Source organism: Nostoc sp. (genome assembly GCF_036917135.1).
Lineage (GTDB): Bacteria > Cyanobacteriota > Cyanobacteriia > Cyanobacteriales > Nostocaceae > Nostoc.
Window position 1 is genome coordinate 118,607 of the sequence record NZ_JBALEA010000090.1, and the last position, 20,060, is coordinate 138,666.

The window sequence follows — 20,060 nt, forward strand, 5'->3', positions numbered from 1 at the left end:
ATTTCATTAGGAATTTAGTGAAAATAACGTATGCACAATTTATAAATTGTGCATACGAAGGGTTTTGGACAACGTATAATTAATTTTTGGAGATGTCTATACCCATAGCTCTTGATAATAATGCATTTTAACCAAACTAACCATCATAAAAGAAATGTTTTGGTGGTCGATGACACCCCAGATAATTTGCGGCTTTTATCGGCGATGCTGACTGCACAAGGTTTTGAAGTTCGCAAAGCCCTAAACGGTAAAATGGCGCTAACTGCATGTAAAATGGTTTTGCCCGATGTGATTTTGCTGGATATCAATATGCCAGGGATGGATGGCTATGAAGTTTGCCAACAACTGAAAGCTGACGATAAAACTTGTGAAATCCCAGTAATTTTTATTAGTGCCCTAGATGATGTTGTCGATAAGGTAAAAGCCTTTGATGTTGGTGGTGTAGATTATATTGCAAAACCTTTTCATGGGGCAGAGGTGGTGTTGCGAATTGAAAATCAGATTAATTTACGTTTACTTCAAGTTAAACTCGAAGAAAAAAACTTTCTACTCCAACAGGCACTTGACAACTTGCAAGCCTCTCAAGTTCAACAAATTCAGAATGAAAAGATGGTGGCGCTGGGACAGTTAGTGGCTGGGCTGGCTCATGAGATTAATAACCCGATCAGTTTTATTTATGGTAATCTCCAATATGCTGGTCAATATGTCCAAGACCTAGTGAATATGATTGAGGTCTATCAACAGGAATATCCCAAACCCACACCAAAAATCCAGGAAATAGCCCAAGATATAGACCTGAATTTTATGATTGAGGATCTGCAAAACCTTATAAGTGCAATGTATAGGGGATCTGATCGCATTCGGGAAATTGTACTGGCGCTACAACACTTCTCTCGGCATGATGAAGCACAGATGAAGCGGGTAAATATCCATGAAGACATTGAAAATACTTTGGTGATGTTACAACATCGACTCAGGGAAGCAGCCGATCGTCCGGCAATTGTTGTAGTGAAAGATTATGGGAACTTGCCCCTAGTCACTTGTTATGCGAGTGAACTAAATCAAGTATTTATGCATCTGTTGAATAATGCTATTGATGCAATAGAAGAGAGAGTGGGGAAGGTGGGGTCGCCTCTGGAGATAAGGAGTAATGGCGAGTGGGGAGTAGAGAATCAATTTTCTACTCCCCACTCCCTACTCCCTACTCCCCAAATTCAGATTCATACAGAAGTGATAAACTTAGATATGGTCAAAATTGCGATCGCTGATAATGGTCTTGGTATTGAAGAGTCGTTGCGATCGCGTTTATTTGACCCATTTTTTACCACAAAGCCTGTAGGCAAAGGTAGTGGACTAGGATTATCCATTAGCTATCAGATTGTTGTCCAAAAACACCGAGGCAATATTACTTGTACCTCATCTGTTGGCAAAGGAGCAGAGTTTGCGATCGAAATTCCCATAGAACAACCTGATATCTCATCGCAATTTTCAAAATCGTAAAAGGGACTGGGGACTGGGTTTTCAAACGAACAATTATTGTAAAAAATCTTGATAAGCTGTCGCGCAAATAAGATTGCACAACTAGGGCGCTCATGTTGCCCACCCCACAAGAGATTCATTTTTTTGAGGATGCAAATTAAAGGATTTTTAGCTTATTATTTTGTAGTCAGGATTTTAGTCCTCTCTGCGAGACGCTACGCGTAGCAAGATCCTCAAAGGGGTACACTATAAACCTTTAATTCTTTACGCCTCTCTACTTACAGTAAATATTGACGATCCGATATCAAGGTTTATCCTATGTCTTAATTAGTAATTACTAATTACTAAGCTAAAACACATCTAATTTGCATATTAAAATGTTCTCAACATCTTGTGGGGTGGGCAACATGAGCGCCTTGATTATGCAACTTAAATGCCCATTAGCTTATCACTTGTTATACCAGGTTTTTCGCCACTGCTGCATTTGCTTAATCTCTGTATTTTGTGCCTTAATAATTTCTTGGGCTAATTGCTTGACTTCAGGGCGCTTAGACTTACTTAACACATCTTTTGCCATTGTTACAGCCCCTTCATGGTGAGGAATCATCGCATTGATAAAACGCAAATCAAAGTTAGGATCGGCTGCACCTAAGTTTTGACTCATCATCATGGCTTGCATTTGGTCAGACGACATTTCCATCGTATGCCCCATTTGACTATCATAAGCCATTGGTTTATCTCCCGCCTTGGGATACCAAGCTTGTCGCCACTGTTTCATCTGAGTGATTTCTTGGTTCTGCGATTTGATGATATTGTCTGCTAGCTTTTTGATTTCAGGATGTTTTGATTTCTGCTGCGCTTCTTTAGCCATTTCCACAGCCCCTTGATGGTGTGGTATCATAGCATCGATAAACCGTAAATCAAAGTTAGCATCGGCTGGGCCTAAATCCATTCCCATGCTGTGATTCATCCCACTACCGTGGTTCATCTGTTGCTTATCGCTACTATTGGTAGCGGTTGTGTTTGGGGCTTGGCTTTGGTTCTGGGAAGCAGTATTGGTACAGGCTGTCATTAACCCACTGGCTGAAGCGATCGCACTCAGGGTTAATACCAAAAAGCCATTCCTCAAAGATAGCAGTTGCATAAATTTCACCTAACAGTTTCTTAATTCTATATTTACTTCTTAGCTTTACAGCCAGAAATGAAATTAGGATGAAATCTAAAAATCCCCGATTCTTTGAAAAGTTGGGGATATGATTGTTCATTTATCACTCAAAATTGTGTAAGCTTCATTAACTAAGTGCATTTTTTCTTGTGCTTGTTTTAGCAGTTGCGGCTGATTCACAAACAAATCTGGATGCCATTTTTTTACTAAAGTTCGATAAGCTTGCTTTACCTCAGCCAAAGAAGCATTAGTTTGCAATCCTAAAATGCTGTAGGCGCGAGTGATTTTATCTTTTTCCGTCTGGGTTTTGGGTTGACTGGGTGCTTTGTTGCTTTGAGTTGTATTTTGCTGTTTACCAGTTTGAGAATCTGGCGATGTCTGACGACAAGCATTAGGGCTACGCATCTCTGCTTTCATTCGCGCTATTTCCTCATTGAGTTCCCAATCACGAAATTTCGCCTCCACCTCTTCTTTCCGTGGAGAGGGAGAAGCTTTTGGCGGTGGTGCAGAAACAGATTCTACCCTTGTCCCAGTATTCTTAATAGTATTTTCCTGTTGTCGCTTAACACTAGGATCTTTTTCAGGGGAAGTTTGAACTCTCTTTGGCTGTGGCGAATATTTTCTATTAGTGTTGTTAGATTTGGGTATTTCTTTATAATATTGATGATTTGAGACGATTTTGACTTTTTCTAACTCTCGTAGCAACTGATTAAAAGCATTTTGTAATTGCTGCAAGTTTTCACGTTTATTAGTAATTTCTAGCGGTTCTTGACTAAATTCAAAGCAAATTACTTTTTCGGCTTTCTGTTCATATTCAGTCAAAATTGATAATGCTTGAATACTGAAGTCAGAAAAATAATTTTCAGTTGCAGTTATACAAAGTTTAGCAACTTCCTGATGATAAGATTCCTTTGCTAATTGATCGTCTTGTTTTTGGATATTCTTGTTTAACAGATAAGAAATACTGCCGACGACAGCAGCACCCACTGGACCGCCTAACAACCAACCAATACCACCACCAACAGCGATGGAACCGGGTTCACTCAAATCATCGGTATTGCTGGGCTTTGAGGGTAGTATTACTTGTGGTTCGCTAGGGAAGGGAATTAATAAATCTTGCGGTCGTTCTTCTTGGAAAAATTCGTAAGCTTGATAAAGCCATTTCACCGCCGCAAATTGCAATTGAGTCAGGTCTTTTTTAAGAGTATTTATTTGCCAAGCTTTAAAGTTATTTTCTGCCAATGCAACTGCTGCATCAGCTTGATATTTTGTGAGTAACTTGGGTAATGCTAGCCAATCGCGTAACTCTCCTAGGCTAGTAGTAAAACCTTTATAAATTAAATTGGCTGCTTTTTGTTTAATTTCAGTTTTGCTATTTTGTTTATCATCAAAGGATTTTATTTCAACAGCAATCGGGTCAATTTTAGCTTTTAATGAGAATTGGATTTGAGAAGCGATCGCTTCCACTCTTGGCAAACGCACAATACCACGATTTGGTTGCAAAATCCCGACAATATTTTGCAACGCTGTTTCAAAAGCTGCTAAACCGCTACTATTAGCAGCCGCAACATCGCCTTTTAATCTGGCTCTTAAGGCAGGTAAGGCATCAACGCGATATAAATTACTAAAACCTGGAGGTAATTCGGCTCGAAAGCTTTCTGCAACAAATACCAGGCGATTTTGAATTTGTTTTTGCTCGTCGGGTTCGAGTAAGTTAATAAAATTGGCAACAAAGATAACTGTTTTAATTCCGCGATCTAATAGCCAATCTCGTAAATTTTCCCGTTCACCTAAAGTCATTAACTTCCGTGCATCTAATAATTGGATAACTAAATCTGCACTTAAAAGTTTTTCTCTAACTAAATTATCTTGTTCATCTCGATCATTTGTTCCCGGTAAGTCTAGAAATTCTACACCCGTTTCCAAAAAAGGATGGGGACAAAAAACTTCCACAGATGCGACATCCTTTCGCATTTGTCTATTGCCATCAAGAATGGCAAATTGCTGTAAAACTTCTGTACCACTGCGATAGATTTCTGTACCATCTACCAACATGATGCGAGTTCGCACATCAGAGCCATACTTAACAGTAATTGCTGCGCCTGTGGTGGGAATTAAATCAATCGGTAAGGTACGATTCCCCAACATGGCATTCAATAGGGTAGACTTTCCATGATTAAAGGGGCCAAATACCGCAATCCGAAAGCTAGGATTAACGAGATGATTGCAGATGGCAATTATATCTTGATGTAGTTGCGATTTGCGTTCTAAATGTAGTAATGCAGATGCAGACTTCAGAGAATCTGCTAAATCCTTATAACCTTCATACTGTTGTTGCATAATTACCTTATCTTCCTCGTTCCCAGCCTCCAGGCTGGGAATGCAAATCATTGAGGCTCCGCCTCACTTTCTTATGGTTATAGGAGGCGGTAGCCCTCCAAGTAGGCATTCCCAGCTTCTAGCTGGGAACGAGAGTAACAAGATTTATCAACTATAGTAAGCTAATAAATTGCTATATGCTGCCTCAATTTTTTGCAACTGAGCTATTACATCTTCCTGTAATTTTTTTAATCGATTGAACTCACCCTCACGATTTATTTCGCGGTTTTGTTTCTGTTTGACTAGATTATCTAATTCAGATTTACGAGATACAATATCATCGTTAATCCGTTTGCTAACTTCTCTTTCGTAAGAGTCAAAACACTCTTTCACCGCACTATAGACAACCTGAGATTGCTCATGGGCGATTTGGGGTAGATGTTTAACTAACTCTTTTTTCGCTGTTTTAACTAACTCTTTACGGGCTTGATCTGCTTGCAAAAATCCTACTCCCAAACCTAGCAGTGCAAACCCGATAGGTCCAAGCAAAATACCTGTCACTGCCGAAATTATCCCACCAATGCCGATTACAGTGAAGTAGTTTAACAAGATATTTTTCCAATCAAATCCAGCCCCGGCTAGTGCGAAACCAGCAAGATTTCCCTTAGACAGTGATAACAATCCCATCGCCCATTTTGCCCAGCCAGGAGAGTTATCTTCTTCAGCAGTCGTAGTGGTATTTACCTTTACGTCTTGTCCTGTGAGCTTTTCTGTTATTTGATCTGTGACTTGACTATAAGACGCGCCATATTGTGCAGCACTGCGAGAAAGTTCTTTAAAAGCTGCATTGATATCTTTTTCAGCAGTTAATGTCCAAGCAGCAGATTTGTCAGTGATATATTGCTCAAAGGCTTTTTGTAGTGCGGTGTTAAATGCTTCTCGTTTACCACTACTGAGAAAATCAAACAAATTTAATTCTGGCTGATAGCGTAAGAAGTCGTTTTCAAAGGTATTACCTAAGTTTAAAACGTAGCTGCGAAAAGATTCGGAAATCGTTCTTGCTTGAGTGTCTCTGGTATTGATAATCTCTTTTTGGAATTCATCTCGAATACCTGTGAGTTTGTTAAACTCTGGTTCGACTGAATCAATCCGTTTTTTTAATTCATTTACATCTTGGTCAAGTAATGGTATGCGTCTAGCTACTGCTTCGCGGGTATGATTGCAGGCAAGTCTTGCTAAGGTTCTGACTTGACGGAGTTCTGCGATCGCACGTTCTCTGGTAAGAAAAGTATTAAGGGCTTCCATAAATTTTGGAAAGCCAGTCCCCTCTAAATCAGCTTGGGGATTTTTCAATCGTTGTCTGAGTGCTTGAATTGACGAAAGCTCAAACACCCGTTCGTCATAAATATTTTGACCCTCTACAGAACAATATTCTGCCAAATTCGCATTAAATACTTGCCGTAATCTATTCTCAGATGCTTGTAATTCTTCGACATCATCAGGATCAATCAATGATTCCCGCACTTGATCCCAAGCATTAACTAAGAAGAAAACCGTCAATCCACGACCTTTGATATAATTCTCTAGGTAGCGACGCTCACCCAAGGTACAAGGTTGAGAAGCTCTCATGACAAACAAAATTGCATGGCAATTATTTACATAACCCAAAGATAATTCGTTTCGCGCTTCTGTATCATTCAACCCTGGACTATCAACAATTTCAATTCCCTTTTCTAGTAGCGTTAAGGGATACTCAACTACTGCATAATCCACATCGGGAAATGCTTGTTTTTTCTCCTGCTCCAGTTTTTTCGCTTCAGCCGGATCAATGGTATATTTATATTTAAAGTTCTGGAAATCTAGCTGTTGTGGACTTTTCCCATCATTAAAATGAATGGTAACTTTCTTTTCTGCTCCATAGCGTAAAATTGTTAAGACTGCGGTGCAAGGGTTAACATCGCTCGGTAATAATTTTTCACCAATTAAGGCATTGAGAAACGTACTTTTTCCCCGTTTCATGTCGCCCAAAACTAAAAGGCGAAATACACCTTGACGGAGGTTTTTACTAGCTACAGTAATATCTTCAATATCTCGCTCTAAACTGAGTTTCCCTGATGAAGAGTCTCCAGCCAACTCAGCTTGATTAATTGTTTCAGCAAGTTTACTTAAACATACAGAAATCTCCGATCGCACTTGAGCAACACGCTCTAAATCTTGGATAAATCTGTCATTTACTACTTGATCAGTCGTCATAGTTATACCTTTATTAAAGATTGGGTTTTTGAGATTCCAAAAATAATTTGTAAGACATCCACCCCAGTGCCCCAACAATCATAAACCCAGCCAGCACTGAGGCTATTTTTACTGCAACCAGCGCTGCCACACCAAGAACAAACAGCTTCCCACCCAGAATCACTTTTTTCATCCAAGGTTTCTGGGAATTTTCTGGCTGATGCTTGACAGTTTGATGAAAAGCTGCGTCGTTAGCCTGGATGTTAGTTTCCATTTCCCGGAGTCGCAATTCAACTTCTCGTTCTCGTAGTAAACGTTCCCGGTGATCAAGTTCTTTTTGGCGATTGCTTTCAGATGTCATCGGTGTCCACCCCATCTAAGACAATGAAATGATGTCAGCATTCACTCGTTAGTCATGCAGTATACTAACTTACACCAATATTTTTTACCCCCAGTAAAATTACTATTTTAATTTTCAGCCACTGCAAAACTGAAGCTGGAAGTTAGATACTAGAAAATGCACTCGTTTGCCAGAAATTTGTAGCAAGAACGAATATTACAGCAGATTGCGCTCTAATCGAATACACGTAGAGACGTAGCACTGCTACGTCTCTACAAGGTTTTGGGTTTTATATATGTACTTCATTTACCTGAAATCTGCTGTATCTTTGAATCTCAGCAGCTATTTAGTTAATGAATTGCGTCAGAATAAGAAATACAAGCCAGTCGGGTAGACAGCAAAACCTAGAGGAAATCATCATGCTTTCATCCCCTTTAGTTGTGCAAATTCCTCCCTCAATGCAAATGACAGACGAGCAGTTTTTTGACTTTTGCCAGGTGAATCGTGACTTACGCATTGAGCGGAATCAATTTGGAGAAATATCAATTATGTCCCCCACTGGTTCAGAGACAGGTAATCGTAACTTCAACCTAGCTGGTCAGTTGTATGTCTGGACAGAAAAAGACGGGACAGGTATTTGTTTTGACTCCAGCACAGGATTTAAGCTATCAACAGGTGCAGATAGATCGCCTGATGCTTGCTGGATTAAACTGGAACGGTGGAATGCTCTCTCGCCAGAACAACAGCAAAGGTTTGCCCCCATCTGTCCAGATTTTGTAGTTGAACTGCGATCGCCTTCTGATAACCTCAAACCTTTAAAGGAGAAAATGGAAGAATATATGAGGGAACCAGGAGTACAGCTAGGCTTGTTAATTGACCGCAAGCATCGCCGAGTCTATATTTATCGTCGTGGTGTATTAGAGGAATGTCTAGAAAATCCCGCGACTGTTAGCGGTGAATCGGTATTATCTGGGTTTGTGCTGAATTTGAATAAAGTGTGGTAACAAAAAATGAAATGGCGTGTAATTCTTGAACCAGATTCAGAAACAGGTGACTGAGCTGTTTGGTGTCCAGAGTTACCAGGTTGTGTCTCAGCAGGAGAAACAGAGCAAGAAGCCTTAGAAAATATTCGTGAAGCGATGTCTAACGACAAGCCGCTTTGCGTCTACGCACTTTATCTTAACGCTCTTCACCAAAATTAGTTCTAAATTTGTCTTTTTTTAAGCATCATCGGATTTTAGGCAAATCAGATGTAAATCATGCCACCGCTATAAGCCAAAATTTTTATAGATACTCACACAGGTAAAATCAAAATGGATATTAAAAATGGCTTCGTCGGCGCTATTGGCAACACACCCCTGATTCGCTTAAACAGCTTCAGTGAAGAAACAGGGTGCGAAATCCTTGGTAAAGCAGAATTCCTCAATCCTGGCGGTTCCGTCAAAGACCGCGCCGCACTTTACATTATCGAAGACGCAGAAGAGAAAGGTCTACTCAAACCTGGTGGTACCGTTGTCGAGGGAACGGCTGGTAATACTGGCATTGGACTGGCGCATATTTGCAACGCCAAAGGCTACAAATGCCTAATTATTATTCCCGATACTCAGTCACAAGAAAAAATAGATGCACTGACAGCACTAGGGGCAGAAGTTCGTCCCATCCCTGCTGTACCCTACAAAGACCCGAACAATTACGTCAAACTATCTGGCAGAGTGGCTGCTGAATTAGAAAATGCTATTTGGGCGAATCAGTTTGATAACTTAGCCAACCGCCGCGCCCACTACGAAACCACAGGGCCGGAAATTTGGACTCAGACAGATGGTAAAATAGATGCTTGGACAGCTGCAATTGGTACTGGTGGTACTTTTGCTGGCGTGGCGTTGTACTTGAAAGAACAAAATCCGGCGATTAAATGCGTTGTTGCCGATCCTCTGGGTAGTGGACTTTATAGCTATGTCAAAACCGGCGAAATCAACATACAAGGAAATTCCATCACCGAAGGCATCGGTAACAGTCGTGTTACAGCCAATATGGAAGGCGCACCTGCTGATGATGCCATCCAAATCGATGATAAAGAAGCTTTGCGGGTAGTTTACCAACTCCTGAGAAAAGATGGGCTATTAATGGGCGGTTCAACGGGTATTAATGTTGGGGCTGCTGTTGCCCTAGCGAAGCAGTTGGGTCCAGGACATACCATTGTCACCATCTTATGTGATAGTGGTTCTCGGTATCAGTCGCGCATATTCAACCCGGAATGGCTAGCCTCAAAAGGACTTTCAATAGATTAGTTATGGGGAATTGGGAATTGGGAATTGGGAATTGGGAAAGAGGAGGCAGGAGGCAGAAATAAATTCTTGAATTTTGAATTTTGAATTGATTTCTCCCTCATCTCTGTGTCCTCTGCGCCTCTGCGGTACCCTGCGGGAAGCCGCTCCGCGTCTACGTTAAAAAATGTCAAACATCACTCAACCATCAAACTTCCCGACAATAGATCAACCCTCCTCTCCTAAATGTGTGAGGGTTTGTCAAAATCGTACTTGCAAAAAGCAAGGTTCAGTCAAGGTTTTAGCAGCTTTTGCAGCTTTACCAATCCCTGGCGTAACGGTAATGGCTAGCAGCTGTTTGGGACAATGTGGCAATGGGCCGATGGTGCTGGTATTACCCGATATGATCTGGTATAGCGCCGTTCAACCAGATGAAGTCTCTCTATTGGTAGAAGATCATTTGCTAGGTGGTCAAATAGTCAAACAGATGCTCTATTATCGGTTTCATCCCCAAAAATCAAACTAATTAATAATATCAATGTCTGCAATCTTGTTGACTGAAGCGAGGCATCCAATGAATATCCAACTGCTGCGTCAATCCTTAAAACATAAGTGGCTGAGTTACTACGAGCAAAATATTCCCTGGCTGGTAAAAATGCGAATTTGGGGCACTTACGATGGTTTGCGCCGTCCTTTGTCCGGTTTTATTTTGGCAACACTGTCTGTTTTGGAACCCCAGTTTGATGAAATACTTTCTTTTATGCTGGATCTGAATAACAATCCAGATAAAATAGTCGCCGCTTTAGGTCTCAACTTCAATCCTGATGAAGAGTTACGTTTAATAAAATCAGAGCATTCTATGGCTGCAAGCCAAGTTGAAAGCGAGTCGCCATATCAGAAGCATTGTGAGGATATTATGTCATCGGTTGTAACTGCTAGCAAGATTGCACCTCACTCGAACTTGTCACGCGCTGACCAATCGGTGCCATCATTGACAGCAACTACTGAGGTAGCTCACACACAGAAACCTAAGTTGTTAGTTGTATCTGGCACTAAAATTGCTCCAGATACTCCCGTAATAACTTCACACTCAGCCAAGATACCCTTCAGTTTCCTAAGGGAACACAAACCAGTACAAACGCCCCTTGAACGCCTCTCTTCAGGAATATTACTGACAATGACCACTGAGGTTAACAGCAAAGCCAAAACTAAAACTATGCCATCTCTAGCATTAGCTACTGAGGTTTCTAGCAACAGCAAACCAATGCGATCGCCATCTGCGCGACTCCCTTTAGGCGCACTGTTGGCAATTACCACCGAGATTAACAGCAACGGCAAACCAGTGCGATCGCTAGCAATTACTACTGAGGTTAAAAGCAACGCCAAACATCCGAATATTCAACCACAAGATGTTAAAAGCAAAGTGAATTTACCAACCACTAATGCCCGTAGTATAGCTTCTTGGATAGATGAATTTTGTTATGGCACGCGGGATAAAGAGGAAGATATTTTGATTTGAATTGCTTATGGGTACTCGTGAGAAACAAAGGGGATTTCGACTATTTCACCTTCAGTTTCTCCCACTTGGACTTTTAAGCCTACACCTCCAGCTTTGGTACGGATGTAACCTAGTCCAAAGTAACCATCAGCAGTTTGGGTGTAACTGGTGAGTTTGCCGATCTTTTCATCTCCAAGTGCGATCGCACTGCCAACTTTCGCAGGGGCACTGAGGCGAATACCCAAAAGGTGTTGTTTTACACCTTTATATGTATTTAACCGAGCAATGGTTTCTTGCCCAATATAGCAACCTTTAGTAAAAGAAATTGTTTGCCACAAACCAACTTCCAGAGGATTGTAATCATCTGTAAGTTCCGCATCTGGGGCGGGGCGGCCTTGTAAGATTCGCAAAGCATCCCAAGCGCGATCGCTCATCTCTACCGCCCCAGCTTCTAACAATTTGTTCCACACCGAAGATTTATCAGTATAGGGGAAAGTAAAAGTGTATCCGGGTGCCGCTAACCCACTACCCACAGCAATCCGCACTCCTTCAGCCGGAGCGATCGTATATACTTTGTGACTACCGTAAGGTTGGCCGATGAGTTCGCCAATACCCAACTTTTCTAAAACAGCGTCACTTCCTGGGCCAATGAGGCTGAAGGTGTTGGTGTATTGGGTAATATCAGATAATTTCACCTTGTCGGCAGAGAAAATATATTTATCCAGCCATTCCATGAGAAACTGGCGGCGGTTAGGCGAAACCAGCAGAATTACCGCATCTTCTCGAACGTAGGCGGTTGCTAAATCAATTGTTCTGGCTGTGGAAGTGACAAAAACCGTATCACAACCTTGTCCTGGCTTGAGTATTTGGAAATTGTTAGTACTTTGGTTGTGTAAGAAATTGAGGCGATCGTCGCCAGATACTTTGATGCGTCCCCAGGCGGTGCGATCGCATATTGCAACCCCAACTCTGGCGGCTTCGATAGCTGCTGCGTCTTGATCGTCAAGTGTAGATGTTGGCATGGTGATGAGAAATTGCCCTGTTTCAATGTTGTCGCACTGAAAATCTTAGCAAATAAGGGTTTGCGGCTTCAATGCACCTCCGGGTTTCTTCTAGCGTATAATCAAATCAAAAGTAAGTGCCGAAGAATAAAAACTTATGAAACGAACTTTTACTGCAAGTGTATGGCAGGAAAGTAACTGGTTTGTGGCACAGTGCTTGGAAATTGATATTGCTAGCCAGGGTGAGACTGAAACTGATGCATTGGCTAATCTTGAGGAAGCTTTGTCACTACATTTTGAACCACCAATAGCTACTATTATTCCTCAAATTAAGACACTTCAGGTAGAAATAGGTGCCGCTTAAACGCCGTAGGCATCACTCTTTTTCCACCCCAGCTTGTTTACATCACTTAATCATGAAATCAGCGATCATTATAATGGTATCGAGCCTGAAGAAAATCAATCCGATTATCACTAACCATATAAACAATGCGGTCAGCTTCAGTTAGTCGGCGCGACCATACGTTTGCATCCTGATATTTCAATTTTTCAGGTTTTCCAATTCCAATGAAAGGATTCCGCCTGATTTCCTCAACTAGAGATAGTAGGCGGATTGCAATTTTTTTATTTGTCTCTACCCAGTAGGTAAGGTCTTCGAGAAATTGGGAGTCGAATACCAGGTCACGTTCTGAAATCTCGTCTTGGGAAGATTCAGACTGTGGATTGTCCGAGTTGGATTTTTTACTCTTCTTCGACAAGACCAAACTCCTGGCGCAAATCGTCTATGGTTCGAGGCTGAAATGTACGGTCTTTCGCACGTTCTATGGCTGCTAAAAGACGTGCTGCATTTTCAGGTGATTGAAACAAATACGCTGTCTCTATGATGCTGTTAAGTTCCGCAGTAGGAATTACGGCTACACTTTCAGCACCTTCACGATTAATAACTACAGGTTCACGGCTTTGAATTGCCTCTTCGTAAATTTTGTCAAAATTGTTGCAAGCTTCGGTGTAGTTTGTCTGGATAGGCATTTTTTTGTTCTTCAATTTATCTATTCTTCCATTTTGCTGCTTTTTCAACTTTAATGTGTTTGTGGCTAAAGGTATAAGGTGCGATCGCCTTTATTGTGACAGTGCAATTACTGAGGCAAATATTTTCATTAGTAATTTAAGCTGTACGTGCTTTAGCTAAAGAATACAAATTGATATTCAAACAATATCAAATGAGTTGTCTGATTATCTTGGAAAAACATTGGAGATTGAGATTAATCTCAACACAATTCAGTTTCAAAAATTTAAGTTTAAAGGTATTGATGCAGTAATTCAACATCAACAAAATGTCATTATTGGAAAAACACCAGAAAAAAGAAGCGGTGGTTGCTGTCAACCTGATTATTATGTTGATGTGCCAATTATAGGAGAAGTTTACGACATTGACTTAGAAGAAACAGCAAGATTAATTCAGCAAAAGATAGATGAACAGGTTTTAAGAAACCAACATTTACTAGAGCGAGTAGTTGAAAAACAAGTATCAAAAGACTTCAGATATGCAAAACACCAGATTAATGAATACATGAATATGTTTCAAGAGGAGTTTGACCGCGTGTTGAAAGAGCGCGAAACTAGAGAGGGCGAAAAGGAGCAAATTCTTGCAATCATTGAAGCTCAGAAAGTAAAACTTAATGAATATTTGAGCGAATTGGCTCCTATTGAAGCATCTTTAAATACTTGGAAGCCAGCATAAACTGTCAGGTAGGCGGCTAAGACAGGCTGAAAAAGCGATCGCCTTATCTCATTAGCCCAAGCCGTTGGGTTTTGTTCGTATAGCCCCAGAATTCTATTCTGAGGGTTTCAACTCTCTGGTAATTTAGCAAACGCCTCTTCAACTAACTCCTTTGCCTTAGCATCCAAACCCAGCCAATCGACTTCACCGACTTCATCAATTAAACTAGTATCAATATCAGCAGCTTCCACCTGTGGCGTGTATTCAAGAAAACACACTTGATAACACAGTTCCCACAAATCGATACTCGCTTCTTGCTGTTGACGCTGCAAACGTAGATGATATCCTGGATGGGGCATCGGCAGACGAGCCAGAGTCTCTCTGATTTCATCTGCCTCTTTCGGCGTTGCAGTTTCCATTGCTTGCAACAACTCAGTCACCAATGCTTTGATTTCATCAGTGGTGCTAGGCGGCCAAATCAGGACATCATGGTAAGTTCCCGTCCAAGAAGATTCATCAAGGGACTTGCGGATATTGTCGATAACGCGAATGAAAGCTGGTTGCATGAGGATTTCAGCCTGCTGCCATGCAACTGAGTTGGTTATTTTAGGTGGCATTGGTAATAAACAGGGACACTAAAAGAAAAATAAACAGTCTACGTTTATTAAAAAGCTGCGTTTTTAATCTAAATCTTTTCTCAAGATAGCGGATTTCATTGAAGAAAATTTGGAGATATTTATTACCAGCTGGAAAATTAGGTAATAACTCTGGGGAGGGAATATGATAGGCAAGCTACTAGACCATCGTTACCAAGTAATTCGAGTCCTCGCAATGGGAGGATTTGGTCAAACCTACATTGCCCAAGATACTAGGCGTCCCGGCAACCCCATTTGCGTTGTCAAGCATCTTAAACCCGGAACTGACCCCAGAGTTTTTGATACTGCTAAACGTTTGTTCAACAGCGAAGCCGAAACTTTAGAAAAACTAGGCAACCATGACCAAATACCCCGGTTATTAGCGTACTTTGACGAAAACCAAGAATTCTATTTAGTACAAGAATATATTGAAGGACATACCCTAGCTGAGGAACTTATATCTCGTAAGCGCTGGAATGAAAGCCAAGTAATTCAACTATTACAGGAAGTTCTAGAAATTCTCGAATTTGTTCATCGCCAAGGCGTGATTCACCGCGACATCAAACCGGATAATATCATCCGCCGCGCCTCAGATAATAAGTTAGTTTTAGTGGACTTTGGGGCAGTGAAGCAACTGCGTACACAGATGGTAACAGTGGGCGGACAACCCTCTTCTACAGTAGTTATCGGCACTCCTGGGTATATGCCCACAGAACAAGGGCAAGGTAAACCACGTCCCAACAGCGATATCTATTCCCTTGGCATCATCGCCATTCAAGCATTAACAGGATTACACCCAACAGAATTGCAAGAAGATCCCGAAACGGGGGAAATCATCTGGCGGCATTCAGTAACCGTCAACCCTCGATTGGCGGCAGTGTTGACGAAGATGGTGCGTTATCACTTCAAAGACCGTTACCAAAACGCCACGGAAGCACTGCAAGCGTGTAGAGACGCGATTAATCCTGTACCTGCACTTTCCACACCTCAAGAATCTGCCAAAAATTCCAGCTACCAAGCAACCAAATCCCAACCTCAAGTATCTCGGCTGCAAACGGTTGCAGTTGCACCAGCAAATCCCGTCCCCGCTAAATCTGCGCCTAAAGATTCTAGTAAATCCGACCCATGGCCGCTATTAATTGCCATATTATTGGCTGGTGGTGCGGCTGCTTTGGTAGCAAATGTATATCCAAATGTCAAAAATTTAGCTGCTAATCTTACAGGTAAGGATACGTCCTTAGCAAACAAATGCTCGGCTGTTGTCGTCGGAAATTCTAATATTCGTTCTGAACCTAGTTCGATAAATTCTGATAATGTTTTGCAAACTGTTGCTGATAACACCAATTTCGAGGTAACAGGCAAGCGGACAAAACGAGGTTGGATAGAAGTTAAACTTAAATCTGGTCGTTTGGCTTGGGCATCCTCAGATGTGATAACCAATAATCCAGAATGGGGTTCTTGCCTGCGCGAAAAAGGCATTGCAACTAAAATTGTAGATGATAGTAGCTTGATTGCGACTCGACCGACTCCCAAGGCACAAGCAAAATTGAGGAATGTCGCAACTTCATTACCAGAAAAGCCAAAGGGGTCAACTAACGATGCGGGGAAATCAGAGCGATCGCAACCTAGTGACAACAGTGCCAGTATTATAGAACAAGCAAAAAAGAAGTATGATTCTGGGGATATAGTAGGAGCGATCGCACTTTTAAAATCAATTCCGGCAAATGCTGCTTCTGGCATCCAGGAGACAGGCAAAATGATTAACCAGTGGCAGCAAGATTGGGCTAAGGCGGAGGCGTTATCTAATGAGATCAACAAAGCAATAGATGATGGTAAATGGGATAAAGTTTTAGATTATAAAAACCATCCAGAAAAGTTGCCTAATACTCAATATTGGCGAAATAAAATAGAACCTTTATTTAAACAAGCAGCCGAAAATCTCGCAAAACAAGCACTAACTCAACTAGAAAATCAAGGTAATCAGAAGAGTACCCAACAGAAACTTCCTGATACTAAGCAACGTGCTACCAAAGAGAGTCCCAATGCCATAGAAACTCCTAAAAGCGGGTTTTAACAGTTACAGTTACGAGTTTAAAGGGCGCTTAGAAACCGCGCACCAGTTGCTTCAAGTCGGCGGAGCCGCCCAACGCACTGGCTTGTCTACACAGATAAAACCCACCTCCCTAGGTTTCAAACACTCAATTTTTCCTTAGTCCGTGGAGGCGGACGAGAGTTTGTGTAGCCGCAAATTCTATTCGCCCTGGCTCTAAGCTGATACCAATGATATTGAAAACTACTATATAAACCTTGCAAAAAGCTTTGTTGCTCATTTTAAACCACAGATGCACACAGATAATTCGTCAGTGTGCATCTGTGTTTAGGGACTGACAACAAATAAATTATCCAATCTTGTGGGGTGGGCAACATGAGCGCCTTTGGCTGTGGGCGGGTGAGACACCCACCCCACAAGAAATAGTTGAGTATTTTTTTCTTTGTCAGTCCCTTATCTGTGGTTTTATTTTCCCTATCCGTGCATTTCGTCGTATTCTTGGGCTTCAACTCGTCTGGCTTCCATCCGCGAAGCAGGCAGAAACTCAGCGCGACGGACTGGAACCAAGGGCGGCGTATTTCCTTGGTAAGGATGAATAACTTGTACAGTCCGGGCTGGACGCTGCCGTGGTGAGAATAAAGCCAATACCCCAGCGACGACAACACCACCACCAATGGTGAGAGTTGCGCCTCCCACAGCCCAAAGCATGGGTGAAGACCACCAAGAAGGATTTTGCGGTTGGAATGCTGCTGCTTTTTGTTGGTTATACTGCTGGGCTTGTTGCCACTGCTGCTGAGTATTGAAATTTTGGACTTGGCCTTGGAGCTGTTGATTTTGCAACTTCAGTTGTTCGTTGTCGCTTTTTAAACGTTCCAACTGCATTTGCGTGTTCAGCTTCTCTACCTCTAAGCGCTGGTCAGTATTTGGGGCAGTCGGTGGCTGAATCTGACCGGGATACATTGGTTGCCCATAAGGCCCGTAAGGATACATTTGTGGCTGCATTCCTTGGGGCGCTACTACACCTGGGATTTGCGAAGCAACAGCAAAGTTAGGTTGTAGAGGGGTATTTGTTCCTTTGAGCAATACGAGAGCCGCCAGCCCAGCTACGGCGACCCCGCCGATAAACGCCATACTCTCACTCATCGCCTTTGCTCCTCAATTGCGACGTAACTATAATCATTTGTGACTGACTCACTCTCACACTCACATTCATAAATTTTGCCTACTTGATTTCACATAATACTCAAACTATAAGCGAATGTATCAGCTAGTTTTTTTACACCATGATATCTGATGTTAATATTCAAGACCATAATGGTCAAATTGTCTACCAAGGAAGGATGGAAAAACTACACTATTATACTTTTTTAATCTAGTTTACCCTTCTAATCAAGAGGAGTATCTGTGCTGGTGTTGGTGGTTTTGATGGCTGCCTTGAGACTTTGGCAAAATTGGGCGATCGCATTTAGTCCTTCTTCTGGGGTGCCTTCTGCCAACCGTTTCACAAAAGCACTGCCCACGATCGCAGCATCTGCACCCCATTCCCTTACCTGACGGGCTTGGGCAGCTTCAGAAATCCCAAAGCCGACACCGATGGGTTTATCAGTAACATTACGAATTTGTTTGAGTAAATCGGACACGCGGTTTTCCAGTTGCGATCGCACCCCTGTTACCCCTGTGACGCTGACTAAATAAATAAATCCTTGAGAAGAATGAGCGATCGCTTGTATCCGTTGGGCAGAGCTGGTGGGAGCTACCAATAAGGTGACATCAATTCCCATCTCCTTAGCTGGTTCGAGCAAGCCTGCGGCTTCTTCCAAGGGCAAATCTGGTACTACCAATCCTGCTACCCCAGCCGCAGCGACTGAAGAGAGAAATTTGTCAATTCCCCGGTGCAAAATTGGGTTGTAATAGGTAAATAGAATAATAGGCGATCGCAATTGGGGAGTAATCTCTTGCAGCATTTCTAGCACCTGCTCTAATTTCGTACCCCTTTGCAGGGCGCGAGTAGCAGCAGCTTGAATTACTGGTCCATCCGCCAAAGGATCGGAGTAGGGTATGCCCAGTTCTATAATGTCGGCTCCACTACGATCTAGAACCTGCAAAGCTTTTGCCGTTGTTTCTAAATCTGGATCGCCAGCAGTGATAAAAGGAATCAGAGCGCACTCACCATTGCGCCCAAGAGTTTCAAAGCAATCAGAAATTGCAGTCATTAGCATTAATCATTAATCATTGGTCATTGGTCATTAGTCGTTGGTAATTCGTAACTAACAAAGGACAAACGACAACTGACCAATGATAACTTTACACCTGAGATTGCTCTTCTTGTTCTATTTGGGCTTGAATTCGTGCCAATTCTTCGGGAGTAAGCTCATCTAGCCGCTTTTGCAGAAAGTCTTGCTCATACTGTTCCCTCTGTTCGTGGTAGGTCATTTTTTTTCCCACCGCGCGGAAAAAATAGGTGGCTAACCAACCAACTAACCCACTGATTAGTAAGACTTGGCTCCATATACCAGCTTTCTGATTATCCAAACCGACTAGCTGCAATCCTATGTATGCCAAGCCACCGGCAGTAAAAACACCCAAGCCAATTCCAATCGCGTCAATCCGTCGCATGAGAGTTATGACCTACCAATATCGTTAAACTTGAATTTGTCGCCGTTGGGGTCGAAAATTTACAAACGGCGATAGAACCAACAAACCCGGAAAGAAGAAAAACACCAAAAAGTACATCAACATCCGCTCAATGGAGCTAGCGACATACCAACGCTGCTTCAGGTACAGCAAGACAGCAATGGGGATTACCAGAAGGTAAGCTCCAGCCAAAATCAGATACAGCAGGGCGACAATCATAAGTTTCAAGTCTTAAGCATCTGTTTTCCATCATAGGCTGAAGAGCCAAACTCAGAGAACTATAGTCATAATGCCTTCAACATAAACGCCCCAGAATTCCTCATAACCCCTCACCACAAGCGAGGAAGGGCAGCTTTAGCGGGCTGGAGTACTTTGACTGTGGGGGCAATTCAACGGACATCATGAAAAAAGCTAATGTCATGCTATTATAAAAAGTCTACTAGCAAGCAAATGCTCTAGTCAGGCAAGATCGAAAACTTATCCAGATTGATTACGAGAAAACAAAAAAACTTCCAAATTTAGGAAGCGATCGCACAATCTAGAAAAATATTTTCAATCTAGTTGGACAAAAGACACAATTGATGGTGGAATAGATGAGGGGGTATTTGCTACCTCTACAAAATAACTAGTTATAACTAGTTACCAAGCACCTGCGGGGGTGTGGCGGAATGGTAGACGCTACGGACTTAGATAACTGAGCCTTGAAGGAGAAATCCCTCAAGT

Annotated in this window: 20 protein-coding genes and 1 pseudogene; 9 read left to right on the forward strand and 12 right to left on the reverse strand. The window is 42.1% G+C overall.

What is annotated here, in order from left to right; genetic code table 11:
* Positions 1–120 precede the first annotated feature (120 nt).
* Positions 121–1,500 (forward strand): hybrid sensor histidine kinase/response regulator, encoded by a 1,380-nt coding sequence (locus V7K50_RS28650; RefSeq protein ID WP_334966091.1) that lies wholly within the window; start codon positions 121–123, stop codon positions 1,498–1,500.
* Between the two features lie 427 nt (positions 1,501–1,927).
* Here the strand turns inward: V7K50_RS28650 and V7K50_RS28655 are convergent, their stop codons facing one another.
* From V7K50_RS28655 to V7K50_RS28670, 4 genes are all read right to left on the reverse strand, one after another.
* On the reverse strand, positions 1,928–2,623 hold the full coding sequence (locus V7K50_RS28655) for a DUF305 domain-containing protein (RefSeq protein ID WP_334966093.1): 696 nt from the start codon (positions 2,621–2,623) through the stop codon (positions 1,928–1,930).
* Positions 2,624–2,740: 117 nt separating this feature from the next.
* Positions 2,741–4,984, reverse strand: coding sequence for a dynamin family protein (locus V7K50_RS28660; protein WP_334966173.1), 2,244 nt, complete (start codon positions 4,982–4,984; stop codon positions 2,741–2,743).
* 147 nt (positions 4,985–5,131) lie between these two features.
* A complete protein-coding gene (locus V7K50_RS28665; protein WP_334966095.1) occupies positions 5,132–7,216 on the reverse strand; it encodes a dynamin family protein in 2,085 nt (694 codons plus the stop codon).
* Between the two features lie 13 nt (positions 7,217–7,229).
* Complete coding sequence (locus tag V7K50_RS28670) at positions 7,230–7,556, reverse strand: DUF3040 domain-containing protein (protein ID WP_334966097.1); 327 nt, start codon at positions 7,554–7,556, stop codon at positions 7,230–7,232.
* A gap of 398 nt (positions 7,557–7,954) precedes the next feature.
* On the opposite strand from V7K50_RS28670, the gene V7K50_RS28675 reads away from it, so the two are divergent.
* The 5 genes and pseudogenes from V7K50_RS28675 to V7K50_RS28695 all read left to right on the forward strand — a co-directional run bounded on the left by V7K50_RS28675 (position 7,955) and on the right by V7K50_RS28695 (position 11,318).
* Entirely contained in the window at positions 7,955–8,539 is a 585-nt protein-coding gene (locus V7K50_RS28675) for a Uma2 family endonuclease (RefSeq protein ID WP_334966099.1), read from the forward strand.
* 6 nt (positions 8,540–8,545) lie between these two features.
* Positions 8,546–8,677: pseudogene (locus V7K50_RS28680) on the forward strand (type II toxin-antitoxin system HicB family antitoxin); the annotation flags it as partial.
* 171 nt (positions 8,678–8,848) lie between these two features.
* The gene (locus V7K50_RS28685; protein ID WP_334966101.1) at positions 8,849–9,823 is read left to right on the forward strand and encodes a cysteine synthase A; all 975 of its coding nucleotides are present in this window, start codon (positions 8,849–8,851) and stop codon (positions 9,821–9,823) included.
* Between the two features lie 163 nt (positions 9,824–9,986).
* A complete protein-coding gene (locus tag V7K50_RS28690) occupies positions 9,987–10,325 on the forward strand; it encodes a (2Fe-2S) ferredoxin domain-containing protein (protein WP_334966103.1) in 339 nt (112 codons plus the stop codon).
* 12 nt (positions 10,326–10,337) lie between these two features.
* Entirely contained in the window at positions 10,338–11,318 is a 981-nt protein-coding gene (locus tag V7K50_RS28695; RefSeq protein ID WP_334966105.1) for a DUF5331 domain-containing protein, read from the forward strand.
* Positions 11,319–11,323: 5 nt separating this feature from the next.
* On the opposite strand, the gene ygfZ is transcribed toward V7K50_RS28695, so the two are convergent.
* Positions 11,324–12,319, reverse strand: a complete 996-nt coding sequence (gene ygfZ / locus V7K50_RS28700; RefSeq protein ID WP_334966107.1) for a CAF17-like 4Fe-4S cluster assembly/insertion protein YgfZ — start codon at positions 12,317–12,319, stop codon at positions 11,324–11,326.
* 136 nt (positions 12,320–12,455) lie between these two features.
* On the opposite strand from ygfZ, the gene V7K50_RS28705 reads away from it, so the two are divergent.
* The gene (locus V7K50_RS28705; RefSeq protein WP_334966109.1) at positions 12,456–12,662 is read left to right on the forward strand and encodes a type II toxin-antitoxin system HicB family antitoxin; all 207 of its coding nucleotides are present in this window, start codon (positions 12,456–12,458) and stop codon (positions 12,660–12,662) included.
* A 58-nt stretch (positions 12,663–12,720) separates the two neighbouring features.
* On the opposite strand, the gene V7K50_RS28710 is transcribed toward V7K50_RS28705, so the two are convergent.
* A complete protein-coding gene (locus V7K50_RS28710; RefSeq protein WP_334966111.1) occupies positions 12,721–13,056 on the reverse strand; it encodes a Txe/YoeB family addiction module toxin in 336 nt (111 codons plus the stop codon).
* Positions 13,040–13,327, reverse strand: coding sequence for a type II toxin-antitoxin system Phd/YefM family antitoxin (locus V7K50_RS28715; RefSeq protein WP_334966113.1), 288 nt, complete (start codon positions 13,325–13,327; stop codon positions 13,040–13,042). The genes V7K50_RS28710 and V7K50_RS28715 overlap by 17 nt, the downstream gene beginning before the upstream one ends.
* A 196-nt stretch (positions 13,328–13,523) precedes the next feature.
* Here V7K50_RS28715 and V7K50_RS28720 point away from each other — a divergent pair, with 196 nt between their 5' ends.
* Positions 13,524–14,039: a hypothetical protein gene (locus V7K50_RS28720; protein WP_334966115.1), complete on the forward strand. Its 516-nt coding sequence runs from the start codon at positions 13,524–13,526 to the stop codon at positions 14,037–14,039.
* 107 nt (positions 14,040–14,146) lie between these two features.
* Here the strand turns inward: V7K50_RS28720 and V7K50_RS28725 are convergent, their stop codons facing one another.
* Positions 14,147–14,635 carry a hypothetical protein gene (locus V7K50_RS28725; RefSeq protein ID WP_334966117.1) on the reverse strand — a complete coding sequence of 163 codons (489 nt, stop codon included), beginning with the start codon at positions 14,633–14,635 and terminating at the stop codon, positions 14,147–14,149.
* 163 nt (positions 14,636–14,798) lie between these two features.
* Between V7K50_RS28725 and V7K50_RS28730 the strand changes: the two genes are divergently transcribed.
* Positions 14,799–16,727, forward strand: a complete 1,929-nt coding sequence (locus V7K50_RS28730) for a serine/threonine protein kinase (protein WP_334966119.1) — start codon at positions 14,799–14,801, stop codon at positions 16,725–16,727.
* A gap of 450 nt (positions 16,728–17,177) precedes the next feature.
* On the opposite strand, the gene V7K50_RS28735 is transcribed toward V7K50_RS28730, so the two are convergent.
* The 4 genes from V7K50_RS28735 to ndhL form a co-directional block, all read right to left on the reverse strand.
* Positions 17,178–17,846, reverse strand: coding sequence for a heterocyst differentiation related protein (locus V7K50_RS28735; RefSeq protein ID WP_334802580.1), 669 nt, complete (start codon positions 17,844–17,846; stop codon positions 17,178–17,180).
* A gap of 242 nt (positions 17,847–18,088) precedes the next feature.
* On the reverse strand, positions 18,089–18,916 hold the full coding sequence (gene trpA, locus V7K50_RS28740; RefSeq protein ID WP_334966121.1) for a tryptophan synthase subunit alpha: 828 nt from the start codon (positions 18,914–18,916) through the stop codon (positions 18,089–18,091).
* Between the two features lie 91 nt (positions 18,917–19,007).
* Positions 19,008–19,319, reverse strand: coding sequence for a DUF3007 family protein (locus V7K50_RS28745; protein ID WP_334966123.1), 312 nt, complete (start codon positions 19,317–19,319; stop codon positions 19,008–19,010).
* A gap of 24 nt (positions 19,320–19,343) precedes the next feature.
* Positions 19,344–19,556 carry an NAD(P)H-quinone oxidoreductase subunit L gene (gene ndhL, locus V7K50_RS28750; protein ID WP_334866665.1) on the reverse strand — a complete coding sequence of 71 codons (213 nt, stop codon included), beginning with the start codon at positions 19,554–19,556 and terminating at the stop codon, positions 19,344–19,346.
* Positions 19,557–20,060 lie beyond the last annotated feature (504 nt).